The following is a 21,037-nucleotide window of genomic DNA, read 5'->3' on the forward strand; positions in this document are numbered from 1 at the left end:
TTGGGCAAGCCTCACAAGAGGCCATTGTCCTTGAGCAGTTGAACTTCATCACCCGTAATCCAGCCGAAAACCTTCAGCAGCCCATCATTCTGCTCAAGCAGATAGGCATTGGTAAAAGGCACGTCGATACGCCTGCCATCTTTCTCGAATTCGCTGCTCCAGCCCACGTGGACAAGGCAATGTGTTTCATCGATCGAATGCATCTCGATCTCGGAGACGGTGACCGCCTTGTTTCCGATCTGACGGTAGCGCTCGTATCCTTTTGAAATCCGCTCGACAAAAGCGTGATCGTTGTCCCCTGCCATGACACCCTTTGGTCCTACAGCGATATATTGGGTGGAAAAAAGCGAACGGAAAAACTCCTCATCAAGAGTACCGTCCAAGCCATCTCTGAAGGCTTGGGCATATCGATCAAAGAACTGTTCCACTTCGCTTGTCGAGATGGTCATTCGCAGCTCCTCCTTCGACCTCGAGAAAGTGTTGCCAGATCCGCCGCAAGCTGACGGTGCGCTACCTATCGATCTTGGCAAAGATGGACCCTGTGCCAGCGACGCGAGTCTTGCCGGCGCTCGCAAGCACCAGCTTGAAAACGAAGAAGCCCGCATCTCTGCGGGCGTTCCAGGGTTTCACCTTTCTGGTTTCGGGCCGTGCCAACCAACCAGATCACTCCCACTCGATCGTCCCTGGCGGCTTGCTGGTCACATCATACACCACGCGGTTCACGCCCTTCACCTCGTTGATGATGCGCGTCGCGGTCTCCCCTAAGAACTTCATGTCGAACTGGTAGAAGTCCGCGGTCATTCCGTCGGTCGAGGTCACCGCGCGCAGGCCAACGACGTAATCGTAAGTGCGGCCGTCGCCCATGACGCCGACGGTCTTTACCGGGAGCAGCACCGCAAAAGCCTGCCAGATCTCGTCGTAGAGGCCGTGCTTCCTGATCTGGTCGATGTAGACGGCGTCCGCCTTGCGCAGGATGTCGAGCTTGTCCCTGGTGATCTCGCCGGGGCAGCGGATGGCAAGGCCCGGACCCGGGAACGGGTGGCGGCCGACGAAGATTTCGGGGAGGCCGAGCTCGCGCCCGAGCTTGCGCACCTCGTCCTTGAACAGCTCGCGCAGGGGCTCGACGAGCATCATGTTCATGCGTTCGGGCAGGCCGCCAACATTGTGGTGCGACTTGATGGTGACGGAAGGTCCGCCGGTGAAGGAGACGCTCTCGATCACATCAGGATAGAGCGTGCCTTGCGCCAGGAAATCGGCGCCGCCGATCTTCTTGGCCTCAGCCTCGAACACCTCGATGAAGAGGCGGCCGATGGTCTTGCGCTTGGCTTCGGGGTCGGTGACGCCCTCTAACTCGCCGAGGAATTGCTTGGAGGCGTCCACGTGCACGAGCGGGATGTTGTAATGGTGGCGGAAGAGGTCGACGACCTGCTCGGCCTCGTTGAGGCGCATCAAGCCGTGATCGACGAACACACAGGTCAGCTGATCGCCAATGGCCTCGTGGATCAAGACGGCCGCAACGGCCGAATCGACGCCGCCGGAGAGGCCGCAGATCACCCTGCCCTTGCCGACCTGCTGGCGGATCTTTGCAATCTCCTCCTCGCGGAAGGCGCGCATGGTCCAGTCGCCGGTGAGGCCGGCGATCTTGCGCACGAAGTTGCGGATGAGCTTTGCGCCGTCGGGCGTGTGCACCACTTCGGGGTGGAACATCAGGCCGTAATATTTGCGCTTCTCATCCTGGATGATTGCGAAGGGCGCGTTCGGCGAGGTGCCGGCGACGGAGAAGCCCGGCGGCATCCTGGTGATGCGGTCGCCATGGCTCATCCAGACCTGGTTCTTGCTGCCTGACGACCAGACGTCTGCGAACAGCTGGCTCTCGGCCTTCACCTCGACATCGGCGCGGCCGAATTCGCGATGATGGCCGCCCTCGACCTCGCCCCCTAACTGGGCCGCCATGGTCATCTGGCCGTAGCAGATGCCCATCACCGGCACGCCGGAATCGAAGATGAGTTGCGGGGCGCGGGGTGAGCCGGCTTCATGCACCGACTCGGGGCCGCCGGAGAGGATCACCGCTTTCGGCTTCATCTCCTCGAAGGCGGCTTCCGCCTTGTTGAACGGGACGATCTCGCAATAGACGCCGTCCTCGCGCACGCGACGCGCGATCAGCTGCGTCACCTGGCTGCCGAAGTCGACGATGAGAATCTTGTCGTGCGCCGAGGCCACCGAGGGCGTCGACGCGGAGCGGTCGTTCTGTGCTGCTGTCATGGCCAGCCAATACGCTGGCGGCGCGCGGGCCGCAACCGCGGTGGTGGAGCGCCCACATGCTTCTTTGGGCATGGACACGAGGCGCTTAGGTAAGTAATATTTACCTAATTTGTTCAACGCAAACGCCGTCGCAACGCTAACGAGCGCTCCAAGAAAAAGCGGCCACATCGGGGCGACGATCAACGCCTCGCGCCCGCAATGACGGAGGCAACAGCGTGCGCTAACAAAAGCGGCGCCGGCTCCGAGACAGGATCGCCCCCATGAAACTCCCCACCTCCCCCTTCACCGTCACCGACTGGAGCAAGGTTGAGCCGACCACGCATCCCGGCGAGAGCGGCGAGGCCACATGGCGCACGCTCAACATCGGCGAACTCCGCGTGCGGATGGTGGAGTACTCGCCGGGCTATCTCGCCGATCACTGGTGCGATCGCGGCCACGTGCTCTATGTGCTGACGGGCGAGCTCGACTCTGAGTTGCGCGACGGGCGCAAATTCAAGCTCACGGCGGGGATGAGCTACCAGGTATCGGACTTCGGCGACGCCGCGCACCGGTCCTCGACGACGACGGGGGCGACGCTCTTCATCGTCGACTGAAGCGCGCCGACGGTTAATTTGCACCGCGAAATAGCAAAGTGGCGGGACGTTTCGGGCCACGGGTGGTGCCTTGAAGTGGCCCCAAATTCTCGCTATATTGTGATCATCGATACTTGGCCGAACGACTGGGCCGCTTCGCTTCGTTGCTGACGGGCGCGCACGCTTCAGATGAATTCTCCAAACATCGACTCATCAGGGACTATGGGCGCAATGCTGCGTACCGGTCTGCGTGCGTACCTCTCTAACTAAACAAGGAAATTCCCATGGCTATGGGCACCGTGAAGTGGTTCAACACCCAAAAGGGTTATGGTTTCATCCAGCCGGATGACGGCCAGAAGGACGTGTTCGTTCACATCAGCGCCGTCGAGCGCGCTGGCCTCTCCTCCCTCAACGAGGGTCAGAAGGTCTCGTTCGACATCGTCGCCGACCGCCGCAGCGGCAAGTCGTCGGCTGACAATCTCCGCGTCGGCTAACGCCCTCGCACCGTTCTGACCGCGGACGTACCGGCAGAACGTTGGAACTCGAAAGCCCCGCGACCGGGATCGGTCTGCGGGGCTTTTGTTTTTGATGTCATTCCGGGGCGCCCGCAGGGCGAACCCGGAATCCATGGACCCGCGGAGACCGCCGCACGATGGATTCCGGGCTCGCGCTACGCGCGCCCCGGAATGACAACGTCGATCAGCCGGTCTTTTTCAGCACCGACACGAAAAACCCATCCGTCCCGGTCCGGCGCGGCGTCATCAGCCAGCCCTCGGCTGACTGCAGCGCAGCCTCGCCAAAGGCTTCCGCCTTGTCCCAGAGCACGCTTGCGGTCTGCTCGGGCGGGACAACCGAGAACTCGCCATGTCGGCCGACGAACGCCCTCACCTGCTCGCCGTTCTCCTCCGCCAGCACCGAGCAGGTGATGTAGGCGATGCGGCCGCCCGGCTTGACCAGCGGAACCGCGCGCTCCAGCACCTCGGCCTGGTCACGCAGGCGGATCTCCAGCGCACCGGGGCGCATCCGCCATTTGGCATCGGGGTTGCGGCGCCAAGTGCCGGTTCCGGTGCAGGGCGCGTCGATCACGACGAGGTCGGCGGTGCTGCGGATGTCGGCAAGCGAATCGGCCTCGCCCTTGGGCGTGCGGATGTCGGCGTTGTGGACGCCGGCGCGCGACAGCCGCTCATGGATCGGCGCGAGCTGGCGCTTGTCACGGTCGGTTGCGATCAGCCGACCCTTGCCCTGCATCAGGGCGGCCAGCGCCAGCGTCTTGCCGCCGGCGCCGGCGCAGAGATCGATCACCTGCTCGCCGGGTTTTGCCGCGGTAAACTGGGCCGCAAGCTGCGATCCCTCATCCTGCACTTCAATCGCGCCCTTGATGAAATCCTCCTCCGCCTGGATGCCGGGGTTGCGCGCATCGGCCGAAAGCTCGATGCGCAGGCCGGTTGCGGACCAGGGCGTCGGTTTTGCATGAAGATGAGAAAGCGCCTTCAGCGCCTTGTCGCGGTTGGATTTTAGCGTGTTGACGCGCAGGTCCAGCGGCGCCCGGCTCGCCATCGCGGCCGCCTCCGCGGCGCGATCCTCGCCGAACACTTTTGCAAGGTGCGGGTCGAGCCATTCCGGGTAGTCGCCGGCGACGGCGGCAGGTGCGTCCTGGAGGGAGCGCGAGGCGAGCGCAGCCTGCTCGGCCTCGGTCAGCGGCGCCGGCGCAAAGCGGCTGCCGTCGAACAAGGCGCCCATGGTCGCCGTGTCCATTTTGCGCTCGAGGCGGAGCATGCCGATCAGCCGGGCCCGCGCGGTATCGGAATCCATCAGCCAGGCGCTCGAGGCGTAGCGGCGCAGCACATCCCAGACGAGGCCGGCGATGGCCGCGCGGTCGCCGGAACCGGCGAAGCGGTGCGCGGTGCCCCACTCCTTCAGCGCCTTCGCCGCGGGCACGCGGTCCCTCTCGATGGTGTCGATCAGTTCGATGGCTGCGGACAGCCGGGCAGCAGGGGTCATTCGCGTTCTTTCAAGTGGTGCGCAGCGCCTAGATCAGCAGCAAAAGCTTCAGCGCGAAGTAAATCCACATCGCGAGCAGCACCAGCACGCCGGCGAGCCAGACCGTGGAGCGGCGGCCGAGATCGTTGGAGGAAACGAACACGCCGGCATGGGCAAAGCGCGTCACCACGAACACCCAGGACATCAGCACGATGAAGAGATCGGCGCGGCGCAAGGGCAATGCCAGCGCAATCAGGACATAGAACAGCACCGGCAGCTCGAACTGGTTGCGGTAGCAATTGGCGATTTGTGTGGCGCCCTTCGGCCAGTTTGGCTCGCCGAGCGCAATGTCACGGATCTTGGTCTCGCCGGAGACCAAGGTCTTGCGGCGCGCCAGGACCATGCCGATCAGCAGCGCGAAGGTGAGAGCGACCTGCACGAAGACCGGCAGCAGGACCATTTGAACGGACATCGGAACTTTCCCGGGAGGCGAAATGCCGCCGACGTCATTAGCCGCGACTTTTGGCGCTGACAATGAACGACTTGAACCGGCATTCCCGCTTCCCCGACCAACCCCAGATTGTTGAAGCGATTTCGGCCCCTTGGGCCCCGAGGCGAGACAGCCATGAATTCCTTGTCCAGCTTGTTCAGCGAAGCCGCCACGGGCCAGCTCGGCATCATGATGTCGGCGCTGTCCGGGATTGCAGCCGCGCTCGCGGTCGCGCTGGCCATGACGGTCTACTTCCGCCTGAGCTATCGAACCTGGCGCGACGTCGCCCGGCATGGCCTGGCGACCTTGGCCGCGCTCGCGCTGTTCGCCTTTGCCGCCTACGACATGCGTCACGCGGCGCTCGCCTATCTCGGTCTCAACCCCTCCAAGCCTGCCGTCGAGTTCGAGATCCGCATGCCCCGGGAGATGCTGGCGGCGGTGGGCGACAGCCAGATCGAGCTGCACACCGACCGCAACCAGACATTGGCGCTGGTGGACGGCGTGCGCGACCTCTCGGACGGCCGGGCCGTGCTGCGCGGCGCAGTGGTGCTCAACCACCGCACGGCCGATCGCGTTCTGTTCGTGAACCTCTCAGGCAAGGGCGTCTTCGAGTTCCGCCTCCGCCTGCCGGCCGAGCCGCATCGCTCCGGCCAGTTCGGCCCCTGGCACCTCGCCGACCGCATCGCTTCCCCGCTCGCCGCTGCCGTCGCCCCGCAGGACGGCTACAGCATCCGCTATCGCGTGCTTTAAACTTTGTTCGTTGCGATCCATGCCCGGCCCGTCATCGTTCCGACGCGCGGCGACGGGTAGGATGATCGCATGCCCGAATTTCGTCTCACGCAGATTTCCGACACCCATCTCGGCCGGCGCTTTCCCGGCCTGATCGCCAACTTCCATCGCATCAGCGAGCACATCGGCGCCGGCAGACCCGATCTCGTCGTCAACACCGGCGACGTCTCATTCGACGGGCCGACCAGCCGCGACGACCTTGAATTCGCGAAAGGCCTGCACGACGCCCTGCCGGTCACCTGCCGCTATCTCCCCGGCAATCACGATATCGGGGACAATCCGACCGCGATCGGGCCGGCGCCGAAGCCGCCGGTCAGCGAGACGCACCGCCAGCAGTTCTGCGACATCATCGGCGAAGATCATTGGGTGTTTGACGCCGCGGGCTGGCGCTTCATCGGCCTCAATTCGCTGGTGATGAATTCGGACCTCGCCTTCGAGGCCGAGCAGCTCGACTGGCTGTCTCAGGAAATCTCGCGCGTGAACGGCAGGCCGGTCGCGCTGTTCCTGCACAAGCCGCTGTTCCTCAACCTGCCCGACGACGCCGAGACGCCGGAGACGTCGATCCGCTACGTGCCGCAGCCGGCGCGGGCGCGGCTGATCGAGATGTTCGGCAAGGTCGACCTGCGTCTCATCGCCAGCGGGCACGTGCACCAGCGCCGCGACTTCACCTTCCGCCACACCCGCCACGTCTGGGCGCCGTCAGCGGGCTTCGTCGTCAACGATCAGCGCCAGGACCGGATCGCGATCAAGGAAGTCGGCCTGGTCGAATACCGCTTCCAGGCCGACAGTCTCGAGGTCCGCCACATCAGGGCGGCCGGCCAGGTCGATGTCGATATCGAGGAGCTGCTCATCCAGATGGGCGACGGGCACTGATAAAATCGGCTGCGTGCAGTAGGCGCGCTTGATGTCCGCCTGTCACTCAACACCTAGCGCAGAGCCGGACACGCGTGCTCCACATCCCGACCCCGTAAGCGAGGCCTGTCTAGTGGTTCTGGAGCTTCGGCTTGCGACCAACAGGAACATCGCTGGCTCCGCGCGCATTGAAGGACGATCAGACTACGTCGATGGAGGCCCCATGACCAGGACAACGCTGAATGAAGCGAGGCTGACCAATTTGGCCACGGCTTGCGCGGCCTTGGCACTCGTCCTCACGATGGTTCCGGCAACGGCGCAGGAGGCTGGGCGCTCGAGAGTCGGCACACTCACGTGCAACATATCGCCCGGAGTCGGCATGATTGTTGCGGGACAACGGCAGCTGAGCTGCATCTATGCATCGGCACGAGGCAGGGCGCGCGAGGCTTACGAAGGCACCGTCAGCACGCTTGGTCTGGACATAGGAGCCACGTCCGGCGGTCAGCTCGTTTGGACCGTGTTTGCGCCAACGACAGTTCGCCGGGCAGCCTTGGCCGGAACTTATGCGGGCGCGACCGCCGGCGGCACTGTCGGCGCCGGAGTTGGTGCCAACCTCCTGGTGGGCGGCTCGGATCGTACGATCGCCTTGCAGCCGGTGTCCGTCCAGGCGCAGACAGGTGTGAACGTCGCAGCAGGCATATCAAGAATGGAATTGCGGCCGGTTGCAGCGCCTGCACGCGGCAAGGCGCAGTGACGGCCGTCGCTGCCGATCTCAGGAGTTCGTCATTGAGTTGACGACCTCCACGATGGCGGCGGGGTCTGCGTACGTGACCATATGCCCGGCATTTGGAACAAGGTGAAGATCGGACCGAGGCAGTGCTTGATGTAAATCCTGCGCTTGTCTGAATTCGATCACTTGGTCCTCTGTTCCGTGGAATATCTGCACTCGCTCGCCGATGGCTGGATAATAAGCTTGGAATTGTGTTGCAGTTGGAATGAGGAGTGCACTTTCCTCCGCAGCCGCCCTCAACTGTGTGGGCCTGAGCACCAAAGACGCTGGAAATTCATTCCTGAACGTCTGCGGGACAGAACGGGGCGCAAAGATCTTGCGGAGAGCTCCTGGCAGGACGGCCCACGAAACGATCGGCGCGACAGTGTAACTGACCAGGTCGCCCAGGACCGGTATGGCTGGACCTGACATCAGCCACACGTCCAATCGGCCGGTCGGGAAATAGTACCCTGACGCAAGCACAAGACCCTGGGTCGGATAATCCTTTCGCACGGCGAGAGCGATAGCGACCAAGGCGCCCCAAGAATGGCCGAGCACAACCGGATTGCGGATTCCAAGTTGATTGAGCGCCTTCGCCAGCAGAGCGGCTTGAGCTGCCGCGGTCCATATTCGGAGCCGCGGCCGCTGACTATAGCCAAAGCCTGGGCGATCGAAGCACACCACGCGATTGGTGCGGGCAAGAAGATCGACCAGACCGCTGATCGTGAAGTCCTGGATCATGGATCCGTTGCCATGGAGCAGCACGACGCAAGGAGCGGCCGGATCCCCTCGATCGACATAGTGGAGCACTACGCCGTCGCATTCGAGGAACTTGCCGATTGGTGGATTCCTCCACTCGGCCAGTTTGGAGAAGCCGATGTTACCGACGACGAGAAGCGCCAATAACAAGGCAGCGATGAGCAACACGGTTTCAGCGGTGGTCATTACTGACCCTTGATGATCGAGGGTATGAACATGAGACCCGCGGTGCCAAGCAAGTGAACCAATCCATGGAGTAATTGGAAGTTGAGGCGCTCGTTCCTGCGCGCGATCGCGGAGGATTGATTAAAAATCACGTGCCCCGGAACGGTCGAGAAATGCCCACGTTGGCCGCTAAGGATCGCACCTGTGACGGAGAGGATCCGACGTCACCAACAATAACCAAGGAGCAACAGATGGCTAATCCACGCCAGGAGGAGTCTACGCAAAGCCCTGAGGACACAATGCGCCGCGCCGCCGAAAGGACCGCTGAGCAAACCAGACGGATCGGCTTAGCTACCGCTGAGGCCAGCGAGGAGGTGGCCCAAGCCAGCAGTCACCTGCTGCAACAGAATGCCGAGATGTTGCAAAACAGTTGGCGCTTCGGCGTCGACATGGCCACTGTGATGTTGGGCCGGTCTGCTGATCAGCTTGGTCGCACGTTCGGTGTGACGGGCAATGAAACGGAGCAGGCAACAGAACGATCGGTCCGCAACGCTGAAGCAATCATGTACTCTACAACCGCGGTCGTCAAAGGAATGAACGGCGTCTCACGCGAGTACTTCGATTTCGTTCGACAGCAGATCGAGAGGACCATGGACCGTATGAATGAACTCTGGCGCTGCCGAACTCCGCAGGATTTGGCGGCTGTGCAGACCGATCTGATGCGCGATTCGATCAGAAGCGCCCTCGATACCAGCCGCCGGATGGCGGACATGTCTTTGAAGGTGGCTGACGATGCAGGAAACCATATTACTCAGAGTATCGAACGCATGCGGCACGCCGCCTAAAGCGCGACGCGATTAAGAGAATCGTCATCGCCCTTTGGGTTACTGTTTGAGCATGAGCTTTTCGGAAAACCGCCACCCACTTTTCCGAATCATGCTGTAGCGCACTGTCACAGCCATGGCGCACATGTGCGGCTGAACCTCAGCCGCTCTTGTGTTGCGGCCTCGCGAAAGACTCAAGCCACGCTTTTGAGATCCTGCTGGATCGCGGCGAGCAGCGATTGCAGCGCAGCGCTGTTCACCGGCTTGGCCTCGGTGCCGGCTGGCTGAGCAGCGTGGCGCTGCGCAGCTTTCACGGGACGCTTCGGGAATGGCGGAGGCGCAGGCATTGCGGCCGGGGCGAATTCGCCCTCGTCCTCGGCGTGAACGAACTTGCCATGGATGACGTCGTCGCGACGGCCCATGATGAACATGGTCGCCCAATAGCCGACGGCCAGGAGGATGACGCAGAAAATACCAATCTCTAACATCGCAGCACCTAAAATATGCGCGATGATTCAATGCCTTCGTGCGGCCGTCAATGAACCGGCGGTCACACCTGCGGCTTTTGCGGACAGGTGTGACCATTTGGTGACTCTTTGTTAACTATCCCCACGCGGCGTGTGCCCGCGGGGCCACGTAAGGCCCAGTCCCTGTCGCCTAAAGCGCGATGAATGCGCTCGCGCTTTAGGTTGTTGTTTTGGCATGATCTTCCGGAAAACCGCTTCGCACTTTTCCGGATCATGCCTAGGCCTTGTCCGGCCCGACCCGGACCAGCTGCTTGCCGAAATTGGCCCCCTTCAGCAGGCCTATGAAGGCGCCGGGGGCGCTTTCCAGGCCCTCGGTGACGAACTCCTTGTACTTTACCTTGCCGTCGCGAACCCAGCCGGACATGTCGCGCAGGAAGTCGCCGTGGCGGGCGGCGAAGTCGGAGACGATGAAGCCGCGGAAGGTCAGCCGCTTGGTCAGCGTGGCGCGCATCAGGCTGGCGGCCCATTTCGGCGGCTTGGCCTCGGTGTCGTTGTAATGGGCGATCAGGCCGCACACCGGCACGCGCGCAAACGGGTTGAGCAGCGGGAACACCGCCTCGAACACCGCACCGCCGACATTCTCGAAATAGACGTCGATGCCCTTTGGGCAGGCTTCCTTCAGCTTGGCGGCGAGATCGGGATCGCGGTGATCGATGCAGGCATCGAAACCGAGCTCCTTCACGACGTAGTCGCACTTGTCCTTGCCGCCGGCGATGCCGACCGCGCGGGCGCCCTTGATCTTGGCAATCTGCCCCACCGCCGAGCCGACCGCGCCGGACGCACCGGCAACGACGACGGTCTCGCCCTGTTGCGGCTTGCCGATGTCGAGCAGGCCCGTATAGGCGGTCATGCCGGGCATGCCGAGCACACCGATCGAGGTCGAGATCGGCCCGAGCTTGGGATCGACCTTGATCAGGCCCTTGCCGTTCGAGATCGCATGAGTCTGCCAGCCCGAGCGGATGCGCACGATGTCGCCGACCGCGAAATCGGGATTGTTGGACGCCGCGACCTCGCTGACCGCCTCGCCCTCCATCACGCCGCCGACCGGCACCGGAGCTGCGTAGGACGGCCCCTCGCTCATGCGCCCGCGCATATAGGGATCGAGCGACAGCCAGATCGTGCGCAGCAGGACTTCGCCCTGCCCTGGCGTCGGAACGGCGAATTCCTCCAAACGGAAATCAGACGGCTTGGGTTCGCCGACGGGACGCGCGGCGAGAACGATGCGTTTGGCTTGGGCCATGGCTTCCTCCTTTTGTCTTTCGATACGGACGGAAGCGGAGGCAGCGAGGCGCGTCAACACAAAAGCGGTGAGCGGTTGGCCCCTCGGAGCCGAGGGCGCGTCGGCGTCGATTCAAGGCCTATCGCCGATCAAGCCTGTTCAGATCTGTTGTCGCCGTTTCCAGCACTTGTGCCGACACGGCGTCCTTCATTCGGGTAGCCCGGCCATCCGCATGCCCTCCGAGGCGAGCGCGAAATCCTGCGGGCGGCGGACAAGCAGCCAATCGTCCAAAACGCCGACCCGTAAAGTCGGATCCAGCCTGCGAACGTGGGCCATCGCTTCTCGGGCGTCGTCCATCCGCCCGGCCAGCGCATGGCTCGCCGCCATGAAGGCGGCCACCCGCAGGACGTTCGGCATCTGCCGCGACGCCCGCTGCAGTGACGCCACCGCCTCGTCGAAGCGGCGGCAATACAGATGTCCCATCGCGATCCCGGTCTGCATCTGAAATATCTCGGGGTCGAGCGGGCTGAGCCGCATGGCGCGACTGAAATAGTCGATCGCGCTGTCGTGTTCGCCCATCGAGATTCGTTGATACCCGCCGAGATACCAGATCGTCGACGAATTCGGATTGAGCACCAGCGCGCGGTCTACATGGGCGACGCAGGTGTCCAGATCGCCGCCGAAATGGGGCCATGCGTGGCCGCCACGGCACAATGCAACTGCGTCGTTCTTGTTCAGCGTCACCGCGCGCTGGCACAACCGCGCCGCCTCGGCGCCATCGGCGGCGCGGTCTGCGAGCCAGCGATTCATCTTGCGCCAGTAGAAGCACCACGCCGCCATGCCATAAGCCGCAGCAAAGTCCGGATCGCGATCGATCGCCCCGTAGAACAGTGGCAACGCCGCATCGATTCCGTCGCGGGTCGCGGTGTGGAATTGCGCCAGCCCGCGGAGATAATAGTCGTAGGCATCGAGGCTTTCGGTCGGTTTGCGCTTGGCGCGTTCGATTTCGGCGAGTTCGAGCTGCGGCGCAATCGCGCCGACGACGCTGGCGGTGATCTGGTCCTGCAGTTCGAAGATGTCGTCCATCGCGCTCTCGAACCGCTCAGCCCACAGATGAGCGCCGGTAGAGGCGTCGATCAATTGTCCGGTGATGCGCACGCGGCCAGCGGAGCGGCGCACGCTGCCTTCCAGCACGTAGCGTACGCCCAGTTCGCGGCCAATTTGCTTCACATCGACCGCGCGGCCCTTGTAGGTGAAGCTGGAATTGCGGGCGATCACGAACAGCCAACGGATTCGCGACAGACCGAAGATGATGTCTTCGACGACGCCGTCGGCGAAGTAGTCCTGAGCGGCGTCCCCGCTCAGGTTCAGAAACGGCAGCACAGCGATCGAGGGCCGGTCGGGCAGGTCGAGCGCGGCAACCGGCTTCTCCGCCGACGGCACGATCGCGATACGCTGATCGGCCGCTACGTGCACCTCGCCGACAAAGCGGAACCCCTTGCGCGGAACGGTTCGAATCAGCCGCTGCCCCTCTCCACTGTCTTCCAGCGCCTTGCGCACAGCGTTGATGTGGCTGGCCAGCGTCGATTCCGAGACGATCCGCCCGCCCCAGACCGTGTCGAACAGATCATTCTTGCTGACGACGTGGTCGCGGTTGCGCACCAGATACAGCAGCAGATCGAAAGCCTGCGGCGTGAGGCTGACCGCCCCGGAGTACCGCCGCAGCTCCCGCCGGTCCTCATCGAGGACATAGGCTTCGAAGGTGAACCGCACCACAGAGACCCTGATTGAAACCCGAGCGGCATCCCGCTCTCGGCGCACGACAGCCGATGCTGCTGCGCCCTGTTTGGACGAAACTGCAGGCAGATTTCAAGCGAAAACCAAGGGCGCTGCACGTCCATACCAAGGTCTTGGGCCGGATTCCGGCGCATCCTGCCGCCTCTGGAGCGAATGAGACGCGAGGGCACAATGAAGATCGTGGTGATCGGCGGCAGCGGCCTGATCGGAAGCAATGTGGTGCGCAGGCTTCAGGCCAAAGGCCACGAGGTGGTCGCGGCCTCGCCCTCCTCCGGCGTCAACACATTGACCCGCGAGGGCCTCGCCGAAGCAGTCGACGGTGCACAAGTCGTAATCGACGTCTCGAATTCGCCCGCCTTCGACGACAAGACCGCGATGGATTTTTTCCGGACCTCGGGCCGCAACCTGTTGGCGGCCGAAACCGCCGCCGAGGTGAAGCATCATCTCGCGCTGTCGGTGGTGGGTACCGACCGACTGCAGACGAGCGGCTATTTTCGCGCAAAGCTTGTGCAAGAGGAGCTCATCCAAGCATCAAGCCTTCCATACACCATCCTGCGCGCGACCCAGTTCTTCGAATTCATCGACGCGATCATCGCAGGCGGCGCCGAGGGCGACGTGATCCGGCTGTCGCCTGCGCATCTCCAGCCCGTCGCTGCCGACGACGTCGCGGCCACACTGACCGAATTGGCGCTTGGTCCGCCTCGCAACCGCATAATCGAGATCGCTGGTCCCGAAAGGCGTGGCCTCGATGAGTTTGCACAGCAGGTTCTGGCCGCCAGGGGCGACACACGCCGAGTGATCCCCGATATCCGGGCGGACTATTTCGGCCTGCCCCTGAACGATCAGTCGCTGACGCCGGGCGACGAGCCACAGCTCGGGCGGACCCGGCTCGCCGACTGGCTCCACAACCCTCTCCTCACCCCAAAGGACGCAAAACGATGAGCACGATCACCACCAGGGACGGCACCGAGATCTATTACAAGGACTGGGGCCAAGGCCCCGTCGTGACCTTCTCGCACGGCTGGCCGCTGAATGCAGACGCCTGGGACGGCCAGATGCTGTTCCTTGCCCAGCACGGCTTTCGCGTCGTCGCGCACGACCGGCGCGGTCATGGTCGCTCCAGCCAGGCCTCGGAGCACAACGACATGAACGGCTATGCGGACGATCTCGCCGCGGTGATCGAAGCGCTTGATTTACGCGACGCCACGCTGATCGGCCATTCCACCGGCGGTGGCGAGGTCGCACGCTATATCGGCCGCCATGGTACCGGTCGCGTCGCCAAGGCGGTACTGATCGCGGCGGTGCCGCCGATCATGCTGAAGACCGAAGCCAACCCGGAGGGACTTCCGATCGAGGTGTTCGACGCCATTCGTGCAGGCGTCGCCGGCGACCGGTCGCAATACTACAAGGATCTGGCGATTGCCTTCTACGGCGCAAACCGGCCTGGTGCAAAAGTCTCGCAGGGCACGCTCGACCAGTTTTGGCTGTGGAGCATGCAGGCAGGCGCCAAGAATGCCTATGAGAGTGTCAAAGCCTTTTCGGAAACTGATTTCACCGAGGATCTGAAGAAGTTCGATGTGCCGACCCTGGTCCTGCACGGCGAGGACGACCAGATCGTGCCGGTCAAGGACTCCGCGCGCAAATCGGCGAAGCTCATCAAGGGCGCCAAAGACGTCTACTACCCGGGGGCCCCGCACGGCCTGACGGCCACCCATCAGGATCAGATCAACGCCGAGCTGCTGAAATTCATCCGGAGCTAGCGATCTCGTTCACCTGAATTGCAGATCTCAACGAGAAAGACAGCAGCATGGACAAACCTGCCCACCGCACCCTCGCGGGCGTCGTCGTTCCCGACACTCCCATAGTCGATGCCGCAATCGAACATGCGCGGCAGCACTGCGCCCCGTATCTGTTCAACCACGTCGTCCGCTCGTGGCTGTTCGCGGCAAGGCTCGGACAATTGCAGAACGTGGTGCACGATGAGGAGGTGCTCGCGGTCGGCACCCTGCTGCACGACATCACGCTGAATGAAAGCTTCGCCGGACCTCGCCGCTTCGAGGTCGAAGGCGCGGACCTGGCGCGGCACTTTGCCGCCGAGCGCGGCTTCGACCGGCGCCGCGCCCAGCTGATCTGGGACAGCGTCGCGCTGAACTCGACCCCCGTCGATCGCTCTCTACAAAGAGAGCGAGGCTGCACTCGCCACGGCCGGCATCTGCTTCGACGTCATCGGGCTGCAATACGACATCATCCCCGCCGCCGAAGTGTCGCGGATCGTCGCCGAATTCCCGCGAATGCAGATCAAGCGGCAATTCCGCCGCTGCTTCTGCCATATTGCAAGCACCAGGCCGGAAACAAGCTACGACAATTTCATCCGGGATTTCGGCGAACGCTTTGTCGAAGGATACAGCGCGCCTTCGGTGGTTGATCTGGTGGATGCAGCGCCATTCGCCGAGTAGGATTGCATCTCAACCTTACCTGAGCGACCGCGACGACGAGCTTATCCGAAATCCGGTCGCGGGCCGCTCCGGTCGAACCAAGCACGGCAGTATCTTATCGCGCGCAAAACGCGCGCGCGACCGAAGCGCCTAACCCCCGCCCGGATAATTCGGGCTCTCGCGCGTGATGGTGACGTCGTGGACGTGGCTTTCGCGCAAGCCCGCACCGGTGATGCGGACGAACTGGGCCTTGTCGTGCAGCTCCTTCATGTCGCGTGCGCCGACATAGCCCATCGCGGCGCGCAAGCCGCCGGCGAGCTGGTGCATGACGTTGCCGACCGGGCCCTTGTAGGGCACCTGGCCCTCGATGCCCTCAGGCACGAGCTTGAGCGTGTCCTTGATGTCCTGCTGGAAGTAACGGTCGGCCGATCCCCGCGCCATCGCGCCGACCGAGCCCATGCCGCGATAGGCCTTGTAGGAACGGCCCTGCCACAAAAACACTTCGCCGGGCGTCTCGTCGGTGCCGGCGAGCAGCGAACCGACCATGGCAATGTCGGCGCCGGCCGCGAGCGCTTTCGCAAGGTCGCCGGAATATTTGATGCCACCGTCGGCGATGACGGGGATGTCGGCCTTCTTCGCCGCTTCGACCGCATCCATGATCGCGGTGAGCTGGGGCACGCCGACGCCGGCGACGATGCGCGTGGTGCAGATCGAGCCCGGGCCGATGCCGACCTTGATGCAATCCGCGCCCGCATCGATCAGCGCCTGCGCGCCTTCCGTGGTGGCAACGTTGCCGGCGACCACCTGCACCGAATTGGACAGGCGCTTGATGCGGTTCACCGCCTGCAGCACGTGACGGGAATGGCCGTGCGCGGTGTCGACGACGACAAGGTCGACGCCGGCATCGATCAGCCGCTCGGTGCGCTCGAATCCGGTATCGCCGACCGTGGTGGCGGCAGCGACGCGAAGACGCCCCTGCCCGTCCTTGCAGGCGAGCGGATGGGCAACCGCTTTCTCCATGTCCTTCACGGTGATGAGCCCGACGCAGCGATATTGATCGTCGACCACCAGCAGCTTCTCGATGCGGTGCTGGTGCAGCATCCGCCGCGCCTCGTCCTGGTTGACATTCTCACGGACCGTGACGAGCCCCTCACGGGTCATCAGCTCGGAGACTTTTTGCCGGCGGTCGGTGGCAAAGCGCACGTCGCGGTTGGTGAGGATGCCGACCAGCTTGCCGGGCGTGTTCTTGCCGGCGCCGGTGACGACCGGAATGCCGGAGATGCCGTGGTCGCTCATCAGCTTGAGCGCGTCGTCGAGCGTGGCGTCGGGGCTGATGGTGAGCGGGTTCACCACCATGCCGGACTCGTAGCGCTTGACCTGCCGCACCTGGGCGGCCTGCCCTTCGGGATCGAAATTGCGGTGGATGACGCCGAGGCCGCCGGCCTGCGCCATGGCGATCGCCATGCGGGCCTCGGTGACGGTGTCCATGGCCGAGGCCATGATCGGGATGTTGAGCGGGATGGCGCGGGTGACGCGGGAGCGAATGTCGACCTCGCCCGGCATGACGTCGGACAGGCCAGGCTTCAACAGCACGTCGTCGAACGTAAAGGCTTCGCGGATGCCCTGAAGTTGCACCGTGGCCATCTGCCAACTCCTTCCTGCGGCCCTGCCGCAAATGCTAATGGATGAGCGCCGCCCTCGGCGTCCCTTGCGGCAACGCCTTGAGAATCGGAGCCCATCGGTGGGGTTGACGCGGGTCGATAGCACGGCCGCGTGACGAATCAAAGCAATTCGGGCCGCTGGCCAGCCATGCACAGGGGTTTTTTGGCCGATTCAGCGGGGTTGGGCTCGGTACGCCGTCCCTCCACCGGTCATTCCGGGGCGCGACGAAGTCGCGAGCCCGGAATCCATCGCGCAGCGGATGCTGCAGTCCGATGGATTCCGCGTTCGCGCCAAGTGGGCGCGCCCCGGAATGACGAAAGACGGTCACACCGTTGTTACGCGGGATTTAGGTACCATGCATGGATCCGCAATGGTCGGCGGCGGACGGCGGTGATAAGCCGCAACTCCACTCCTCCTTCCGATTTCATTGCCCTCATGGTCGACAAGCAACGCGTCATTCCGCTGATCGTGGCCACGGCTCTCTTTATGGAGAACATGGATTCGACCGTGATCGCCACCTCGCTGCCGGCGATCGCGGCCGACATCGGCACCAGCCCGCTGACGCTGAAGCTCGCGATCACCTCCTATCTGCTGTCGCTCGCGGTGTTCATTCCGGCGAGCGGCTGGACCGCCGACCGGTTCGGCGCGCGGATGGTGTTCGCGATCGCCGTCGGGGTGTTCATGGTCGGCTCGGTCGGCTGCGCGCTCTCGACCTCGATCACCGATTTCGTGTTCGCGCGGATCCTGCAGGGAATGGGCGGGGCGATGATGACGCCGGTGGGACGCCTCGTGCTGCTGCGCTCTGTCGACAAGAGCGCGCTGGTCAACGCCATGGCCTGGGTCACCGTCCCTGCCCTGATCGGCCCGGTGATCGGCCCGCCGCTCGGCGGCTTCATCACGACCTATGCGTCCTGGCACTGGATCTTCCTGATCAACATCCCGATCGGGCTGCTCGGGATCTTCATGGCGCTGAAGTACATCGACCCGATCAAGAGCGAGGAACGCGAGCCGTTCGATCTCTACGGCATGGTGCTCTCTGGGCTGGGGCTCGCAGGCATCGCCTTCGGCCTTTCCGTCGCCGGCCTCAACCTGTTGCCGTGGAGCACCGTCGCCGCGTTGATCGTGGGCGGTGCGATCTCGATGACGCTCTACGTCATCCATGCGCGGCGGACCGGATCGCCGGTGCTGGACTTCTCGCTCCTGAAGCTGCCGACGCTGCGCGCCGCCGTGTTCGGCGGCTTCCTGTTCCGGCTCGGCATCGGCGCACTACCGTTCCTGCTGCCGCTCCTGATGCAGATCGGCTTCGGCCTGTCGCCGTTCCATTCCGGCCTCGTCACCTTCGCCTCCTCGCTCGGGGCCATGGGTATGAAGACGCTGGCTGCGCGGATCATCCGCACGTTCGGCTTCCGCAATTTGATGACGGTGAACGCGATCATCAGCGCGTTCTTCCTCGGCGTCTGCGCGCTGTTCACGGTGACGACGCCGCTGCTCATCATCATGGTGATCCTGGTGGTCGGCGGCTTCTTCCGCTCGCTGCAGTTCACTGCGATCAACACGGTCGCCTATGCCGACGTCGAGACCGCGCAGATGAGCCGCGCCACAACCCTCGTCAGCGTCAACCAGCAGCTCGCGATCTCGGCCGGCGTCGCCGTCGGCGCGGCCTGTGTCGAGACGACGATGTGGTTCAGCCACGTCAGCGAGCTCAACGCCACGGTGTTCGCGCCGGCCTTCGTCGTGGTCGCGCTGACCTCGGCGGCTTCGAGCTGGTTCTTTTGGCAGATGCCCGCGGACGCAGGCCACGAGATTTCGGGGCGCAAGGCGGTGGAGATCGCGAGCCGCAAGGGCGCCGGCAAGGGCGCAGAGAAGGCCGCGGTCAAGGCGGCGTCCGAGGATACGCAGGACGTGCGGGATCAGCGGCTGGGGTGAATACCTCCTCGGTCATTCCGGGGCGATGCGCAGCATCGAACTATGATGCGCAATTGCGCATCTGAGAATCCATCGCACCGCGGAACGCGTCGAGACATGGATTCCGGGCTCGCCTCTTCGAGGCGCCCCGGAATGACGGAGTGCGAGGCTACGCCGCTCCCCCGCCGCGAAATCCCGTCGCCAGCACATAGCGTTCGGACGAATCCTGACGGCTCGCCGCCGGCTTGACGTGACGCACCGTTGCAAAGTCGCGCTTGAGCTGGGCCAGCAGCTCGGCATCAGCGCCGCTCTGGAACGTTTTCGCCAGGAACGTGCCGCCGGGTTTGAGCACGTCGCAGGCAAAGGCCGCCGCGGTCTCGACGAGGCCGACGATGCGGAGCTGGTCGGTCTTGCGGTGGCCGGTGGTGTTGGCCGCCATGTCGGACATCACGACGTCGGCCTTGCCGCCCAGCATCGCGGTGAGCTTCTCGGGCGCGTCGTTGTCCATGAAGTCGAGCTGCGCGAAATCGACCCCGGGAATCTCCGGCATCTCCAACAGATCGATCGCGACGACCTTGCCCTTGCCTTCCAATGATCCGACGCGCTTGGCGGCAATCTGGCTCCAGCCGCCGGGCGCCGCGCCGAGATCGACCACGGCGATGCCGGGCTTCAGAAGCCGGAACTTGTCGTCGATCTCCAAGAGCTTGAACGCGGCGCGCGAGCGATAGCCCGCCGCCTTGGCCTTGGCGACATAGGGATCGTTGAGCTGCCGCTCCAGCCACAGCTTCGACGACAATTTGCGCTTGCCGCCGGTCTTGACCTGGACGTGCAAGCGGCCGGTAGTGTCCTTGGCCATACTCACCAGCTCCTGAGCGCGCCGTCCTCGCGCATCATCTCGACCAGCATGCCCTCGCGCAAGCCGCGGTCGGCGACGCGCAGGCGCGGCAGCGGAAAGGCGCGGCGGATAGCGTCGAGGATGGCGCAGCCCGCCAGGACGAGATCGGCGCGCTCGACGCTGATGCAGCTGTTGGCGGCACGCTCCTCGTAGCTCATGCCGAGCAGCTTGTTGATGGTCGCGGTGATGTCGGCATCGTTCATCCAGATGCTGTCGATGCGGCGGCGGTCATAGCGCGCGAGGTTGAGATGGATGCCGGCCAGCGTCGTCACCGTGCCCGACGTGCCGAGCAGGTGCATGTCGGCGAGATCGCGGCCGTGCTCCTCGGCGAATGGCGCGACGTGGCTTGCGACCTCCTGCTCCATGGCGGCATAGATCTCTGGCGTGACGTCGCGTCCGCCGAACTGCTCAGCGAGCGTGACCACACCATAGGGAATCGACATCCAGGCCTTGATGCGCGGTTCCGGCTTTTCCGGGTCGCGCTCGATCCGCACCAGCTCGGTGGAGCCGCCGCCGATGTCGAACAGGATCGCGCCCCGTCCCCTGGGATCGACCAGCGGCGAGCAGCCCAGCACGGCGAGGGCGGCCTCGGTCTCGCGGTCGATCACCTCGAGCTCGATGCCGGTCTCGGCCGCAACGCGGCTGCGGAAACCTTCCGCGTTCGAAGCCGCGCGGCAGGCTTCGGTCGCGATCAGCCGCAGCCGACGCGCCTTCCGCAGATTGATCTTGTCGCGGCAGATGCTGAGCGCGGCGATGGCGCGCTCGATCGCGGCGTCGCTAATGCACCCCGTCGCCGAGACGCCCTCCCCGAGCCGGATGATGCGCGAGAAGGAATCGACCACACGAAAGCCGTCCTGAGTCGGACAGGCGATCAGCAGCCTGCAATTGTTGGTGCCGAGGTCCAGCGCCGCATAGACGCCGGTTCCCGGCGCCTGCGCGCCGACGGCCGGATTGGTGGCCAACGCCACCGCCGCCATCGACCCCTCCAGCTCGCTATGCGGCGCATGGCCGTCGCGGAGCCGCGTGTGGTCATTCATACAAACTGTCTTTCCGCGGCCGGTCGGGCCGGTTTGGAATTGATTATTCGCCTGAAACATTAGCAGCGCGGCAGGCCTGCGCAACAACGCATCACATG

The 21,037-nt window shown here is 63.9% G+C and carries 21 protein-coding genes; 10 read left to right on the forward strand and 11 right to left on the reverse strand.

Annotated features, from left to right (window positions below; all coding sequences use genetic code 11):
- Window positions 1–11: 11 nt before the first annotated feature.
- Complete coding sequence (locus I6F24_RS10295; RefSeq protein ID WP_141697608.1) at window positions 12–449, reverse strand: nuclear transport factor 2 family protein; 438 nt, start codon at window positions 447–449, stop codon at window positions 12–14.
- 214 nt (window positions 450–663) lie between these two features.
- Window positions 664–2,262 (reverse strand): glutamine-hydrolyzing GMP synthase, encoded by a 1,599-nt coding sequence (gene guaA, locus I6F24_RS10300; RefSeq protein ID WP_036022575.1) that lies wholly within the window; start codon window positions 2,260–2,262, stop codon window positions 664–666.
- A gap of 260 nt (window positions 2,263–2,522) precedes the next feature.
- Here guaA and I6F24_RS10305 point away from each other — a divergent pair, with 260 nt between their 5' ends.
- Together I6F24_RS10305 and I6F24_RS10310 are read left to right on the forward strand one after the other, a co-directional pair.
- Window positions 2,523–2,855 carry a DHCW motif cupin fold protein gene (locus I6F24_RS10305; protein ID WP_036022573.1) on the forward strand — a complete coding sequence of 111 codons (333 nt, stop codon included), beginning with the start codon at window positions 2,523–2,525 and terminating at the stop codon, window positions 2,853–2,855.
- A 263-nt stretch (window positions 2,856–3,118) separates the two neighbouring features.
- Window positions 3,119–3,328 (forward strand): cold-shock protein, encoded by a 210-nt coding sequence (locus I6F24_RS10310; protein ID WP_008141931.1) that lies wholly within the window; start codon window positions 3,119–3,121, stop codon window positions 3,326–3,328.
- Between the two features lie 205 nt (window positions 3,329–3,533).
- On the opposite strand, the gene I6F24_RS10315 is transcribed toward I6F24_RS10310, so the two are convergent.
- Entirely contained in the window at window positions 3,534–4,835 is a 1,302-nt protein-coding gene (locus I6F24_RS10315; protein WP_036022570.1) for an RsmB/NOP family class I SAM-dependent RNA methyltransferase, read from the reverse strand.
- Window positions 4,836–4,863: 28 nt separating this feature from the next.
- The gene (locus tag I6F24_RS10320; RefSeq protein ID WP_036000992.1) at window positions 4,864–5,286 is read right to left on the reverse strand and encodes an MAPEG family protein; all 423 of its coding nucleotides are present in this window, start codon (window positions 5,284–5,286) and stop codon (window positions 4,864–4,866) included.
- A 153-nt stretch (window positions 5,287–5,439) separates the two neighbouring features.
- Between I6F24_RS10320 and I6F24_RS10325 the strand changes: the two genes are divergently transcribed.
- The 3 genes from I6F24_RS10325 (at window position 5,440) to I6F24_RS10335 (ending at window position 7,699) form a co-directional block, all read left to right on the forward strand.
- Entirely contained in the window at window positions 5,440–6,054 is a 615-nt protein-coding gene (locus tag I6F24_RS10325) for a hypothetical protein (protein ID WP_036022568.1), read from the forward strand.
- 69 nt (window positions 6,055–6,123) lie between these two features.
- Window positions 6,124–6,966, forward strand: a complete 843-nt coding sequence (locus I6F24_RS10330) for a metallophosphoesterase (RefSeq protein WP_036022565.1) — start codon at window positions 6,124–6,126, stop codon at window positions 6,964–6,966.
- A 202-nt stretch (window positions 6,967–7,168) separates the two neighbouring features.
- A complete protein-coding gene (locus tag I6F24_RS10335; protein WP_050995857.1) occupies window positions 7,169–7,699 on the forward strand; it encodes a DUF992 domain-containing protein in 531 nt (176 codons plus the stop codon).
- Window positions 7,700–7,717: 18 nt separating this feature from the next.
- Here I6F24_RS10335 and I6F24_RS10340 read toward each other — a convergent pair whose 3' ends face one another.
- A complete protein-coding gene (locus tag I6F24_RS10340; protein ID WP_036022562.1) occupies window positions 7,718–8,659 on the reverse strand; it encodes an alpha/beta hydrolase in 942 nt (313 codons plus the stop codon).
- 230 nt (window positions 8,660–8,889) lie between these two features.
- On the opposite strand from I6F24_RS10340, the gene I6F24_RS10345 reads away from it, so the two are divergent.
- A complete protein-coding gene (locus I6F24_RS10345; RefSeq protein WP_225149476.1) occupies window positions 8,890–9,483 on the forward strand; it encodes a phasin family protein in 594 nt (197 codons plus the stop codon).
- Between the two features lie 173 nt (window positions 9,484–9,656).
- Here I6F24_RS10345 and I6F24_RS10350 read toward each other — a convergent pair whose 3' ends face one another.
- The 3 genes from I6F24_RS10350 to I6F24_RS10360 form a co-directional block, all read right to left on the reverse strand.
- Window positions 9,657–9,950, reverse strand: coding sequence for a hypothetical protein (locus tag I6F24_RS10350; RefSeq protein ID WP_036022561.1), 294 nt, complete (start codon window positions 9,948–9,950; stop codon window positions 9,657–9,659).
- Between the two features lie 256 nt (window positions 9,951–10,206).
- Window positions 10,207–11,229: an NADP-dependent oxidoreductase gene (locus I6F24_RS10355; protein ID WP_036022559.1), complete on the reverse strand. Its 1,023-nt coding sequence runs from the start codon at window positions 11,227–11,229 to the stop codon at window positions 10,207–10,209.
- Between the two features lie 186 nt (window positions 11,230–11,415).
- The gene (locus I6F24_RS10360; protein ID WP_225149475.1) at window positions 11,416–12,981 is read right to left on the reverse strand and encodes a winged helix-turn-helix domain-containing tetratricopeptide repeat protein; all 1,566 of its coding nucleotides are present in this window, start codon (window positions 12,979–12,981) and stop codon (window positions 11,416–11,418) included.
- A gap of 195 nt (window positions 12,982–13,176) precedes the next feature.
- Between I6F24_RS10360 and I6F24_RS10365 the strand changes: the two genes are divergently transcribed.
- The 3 genes from I6F24_RS10365 to I6F24_RS10375 are packed head-to-tail and all read left to right on the forward strand — an operon-like array spanning window position 13,177 to window position 15,430.
- Window positions 13,177–13,947: an SDR family oxidoreductase gene (locus I6F24_RS10365; protein WP_050995855.1), complete on the forward strand. Its 771-nt coding sequence runs from the start codon at window positions 13,177–13,179 to the stop codon at window positions 13,945–13,947.
- Window positions 13,944–14,765: an alpha/beta hydrolase gene (locus I6F24_RS10370; protein ID WP_225149474.1), complete on the forward strand. Its 822-nt coding sequence runs from the start codon at window positions 13,944–13,946 to the stop codon at window positions 14,763–14,765. The genes I6F24_RS10365 and I6F24_RS10370 overlap by 4 nt, the downstream gene beginning before the upstream one ends.
- Window positions 14,766–14,812: 47 nt before the next feature.
- Window positions 14,813–15,430, forward strand: coding sequence for a hypothetical protein (locus I6F24_RS10375; protein WP_225149473.1), 618 nt, complete (start codon window positions 14,813–14,815; stop codon window positions 15,428–15,430).
- A gap of 160 nt (window positions 15,431–15,590) precedes the next feature.
- Here I6F24_RS10375 and guaB read toward each other — a convergent pair whose 3' ends face one another.
- The gene (guaB, locus tag I6F24_RS10380) at window positions 15,591–17,084 is read right to left on the reverse strand and encodes an IMP dehydrogenase (protein ID WP_036001027.1); all 1,494 of its coding nucleotides are present in this window, start codon (window positions 17,082–17,084) and stop codon (window positions 15,591–15,593) included.
- 453 nt (window positions 17,085–17,537) lie between these two features.
- On the opposite strand from guaB, the gene I6F24_RS10385 reads away from it, so the two are divergent.
- Window positions 17,538–19,028: an MDR family MFS transporter gene (locus I6F24_RS10385; RefSeq protein WP_225149472.1), complete on the forward strand. Its 1,491-nt coding sequence runs from the start codon at window positions 17,538–17,540 to the stop codon at window positions 19,026–19,028.
- Window positions 19,029–19,176: 148 nt separating this feature from the next.
- Here I6F24_RS10385 and I6F24_RS10390 read toward each other — a convergent pair whose 3' ends face one another.
- Together I6F24_RS10390 and I6F24_RS10395 are read right to left on the reverse strand one after the other, a co-directional pair.
- Window positions 19,177–19,863, reverse strand: coding sequence for an RlmE family RNA methyltransferase (locus tag I6F24_RS10390; RefSeq protein ID WP_225149471.1), 687 nt, complete (start codon window positions 19,861–19,863; stop codon window positions 19,177–19,179).
- Between the two features lie 2 nt (window positions 19,864–19,865).
- On the reverse strand, window positions 19,866–20,939 hold the full coding sequence (locus I6F24_RS10395) for a Ppx/GppA phosphatase family protein (RefSeq protein WP_109144056.1): 1,074 nt from the start codon (window positions 20,937–20,939) through the stop codon (window positions 19,866–19,868).
- Window positions 20,940–21,037: the final 98 nt, after the last annotated feature.

Source organism: Bradyrhizobium sp. BRP23, from assembly GCF_020194135.1.
GTDB lineage: Bacteria > Pseudomonadota > Alphaproteobacteria > Rhizobiales > Xanthobacteraceae > Bradyrhizobium > Bradyrhizobium yuanmingense.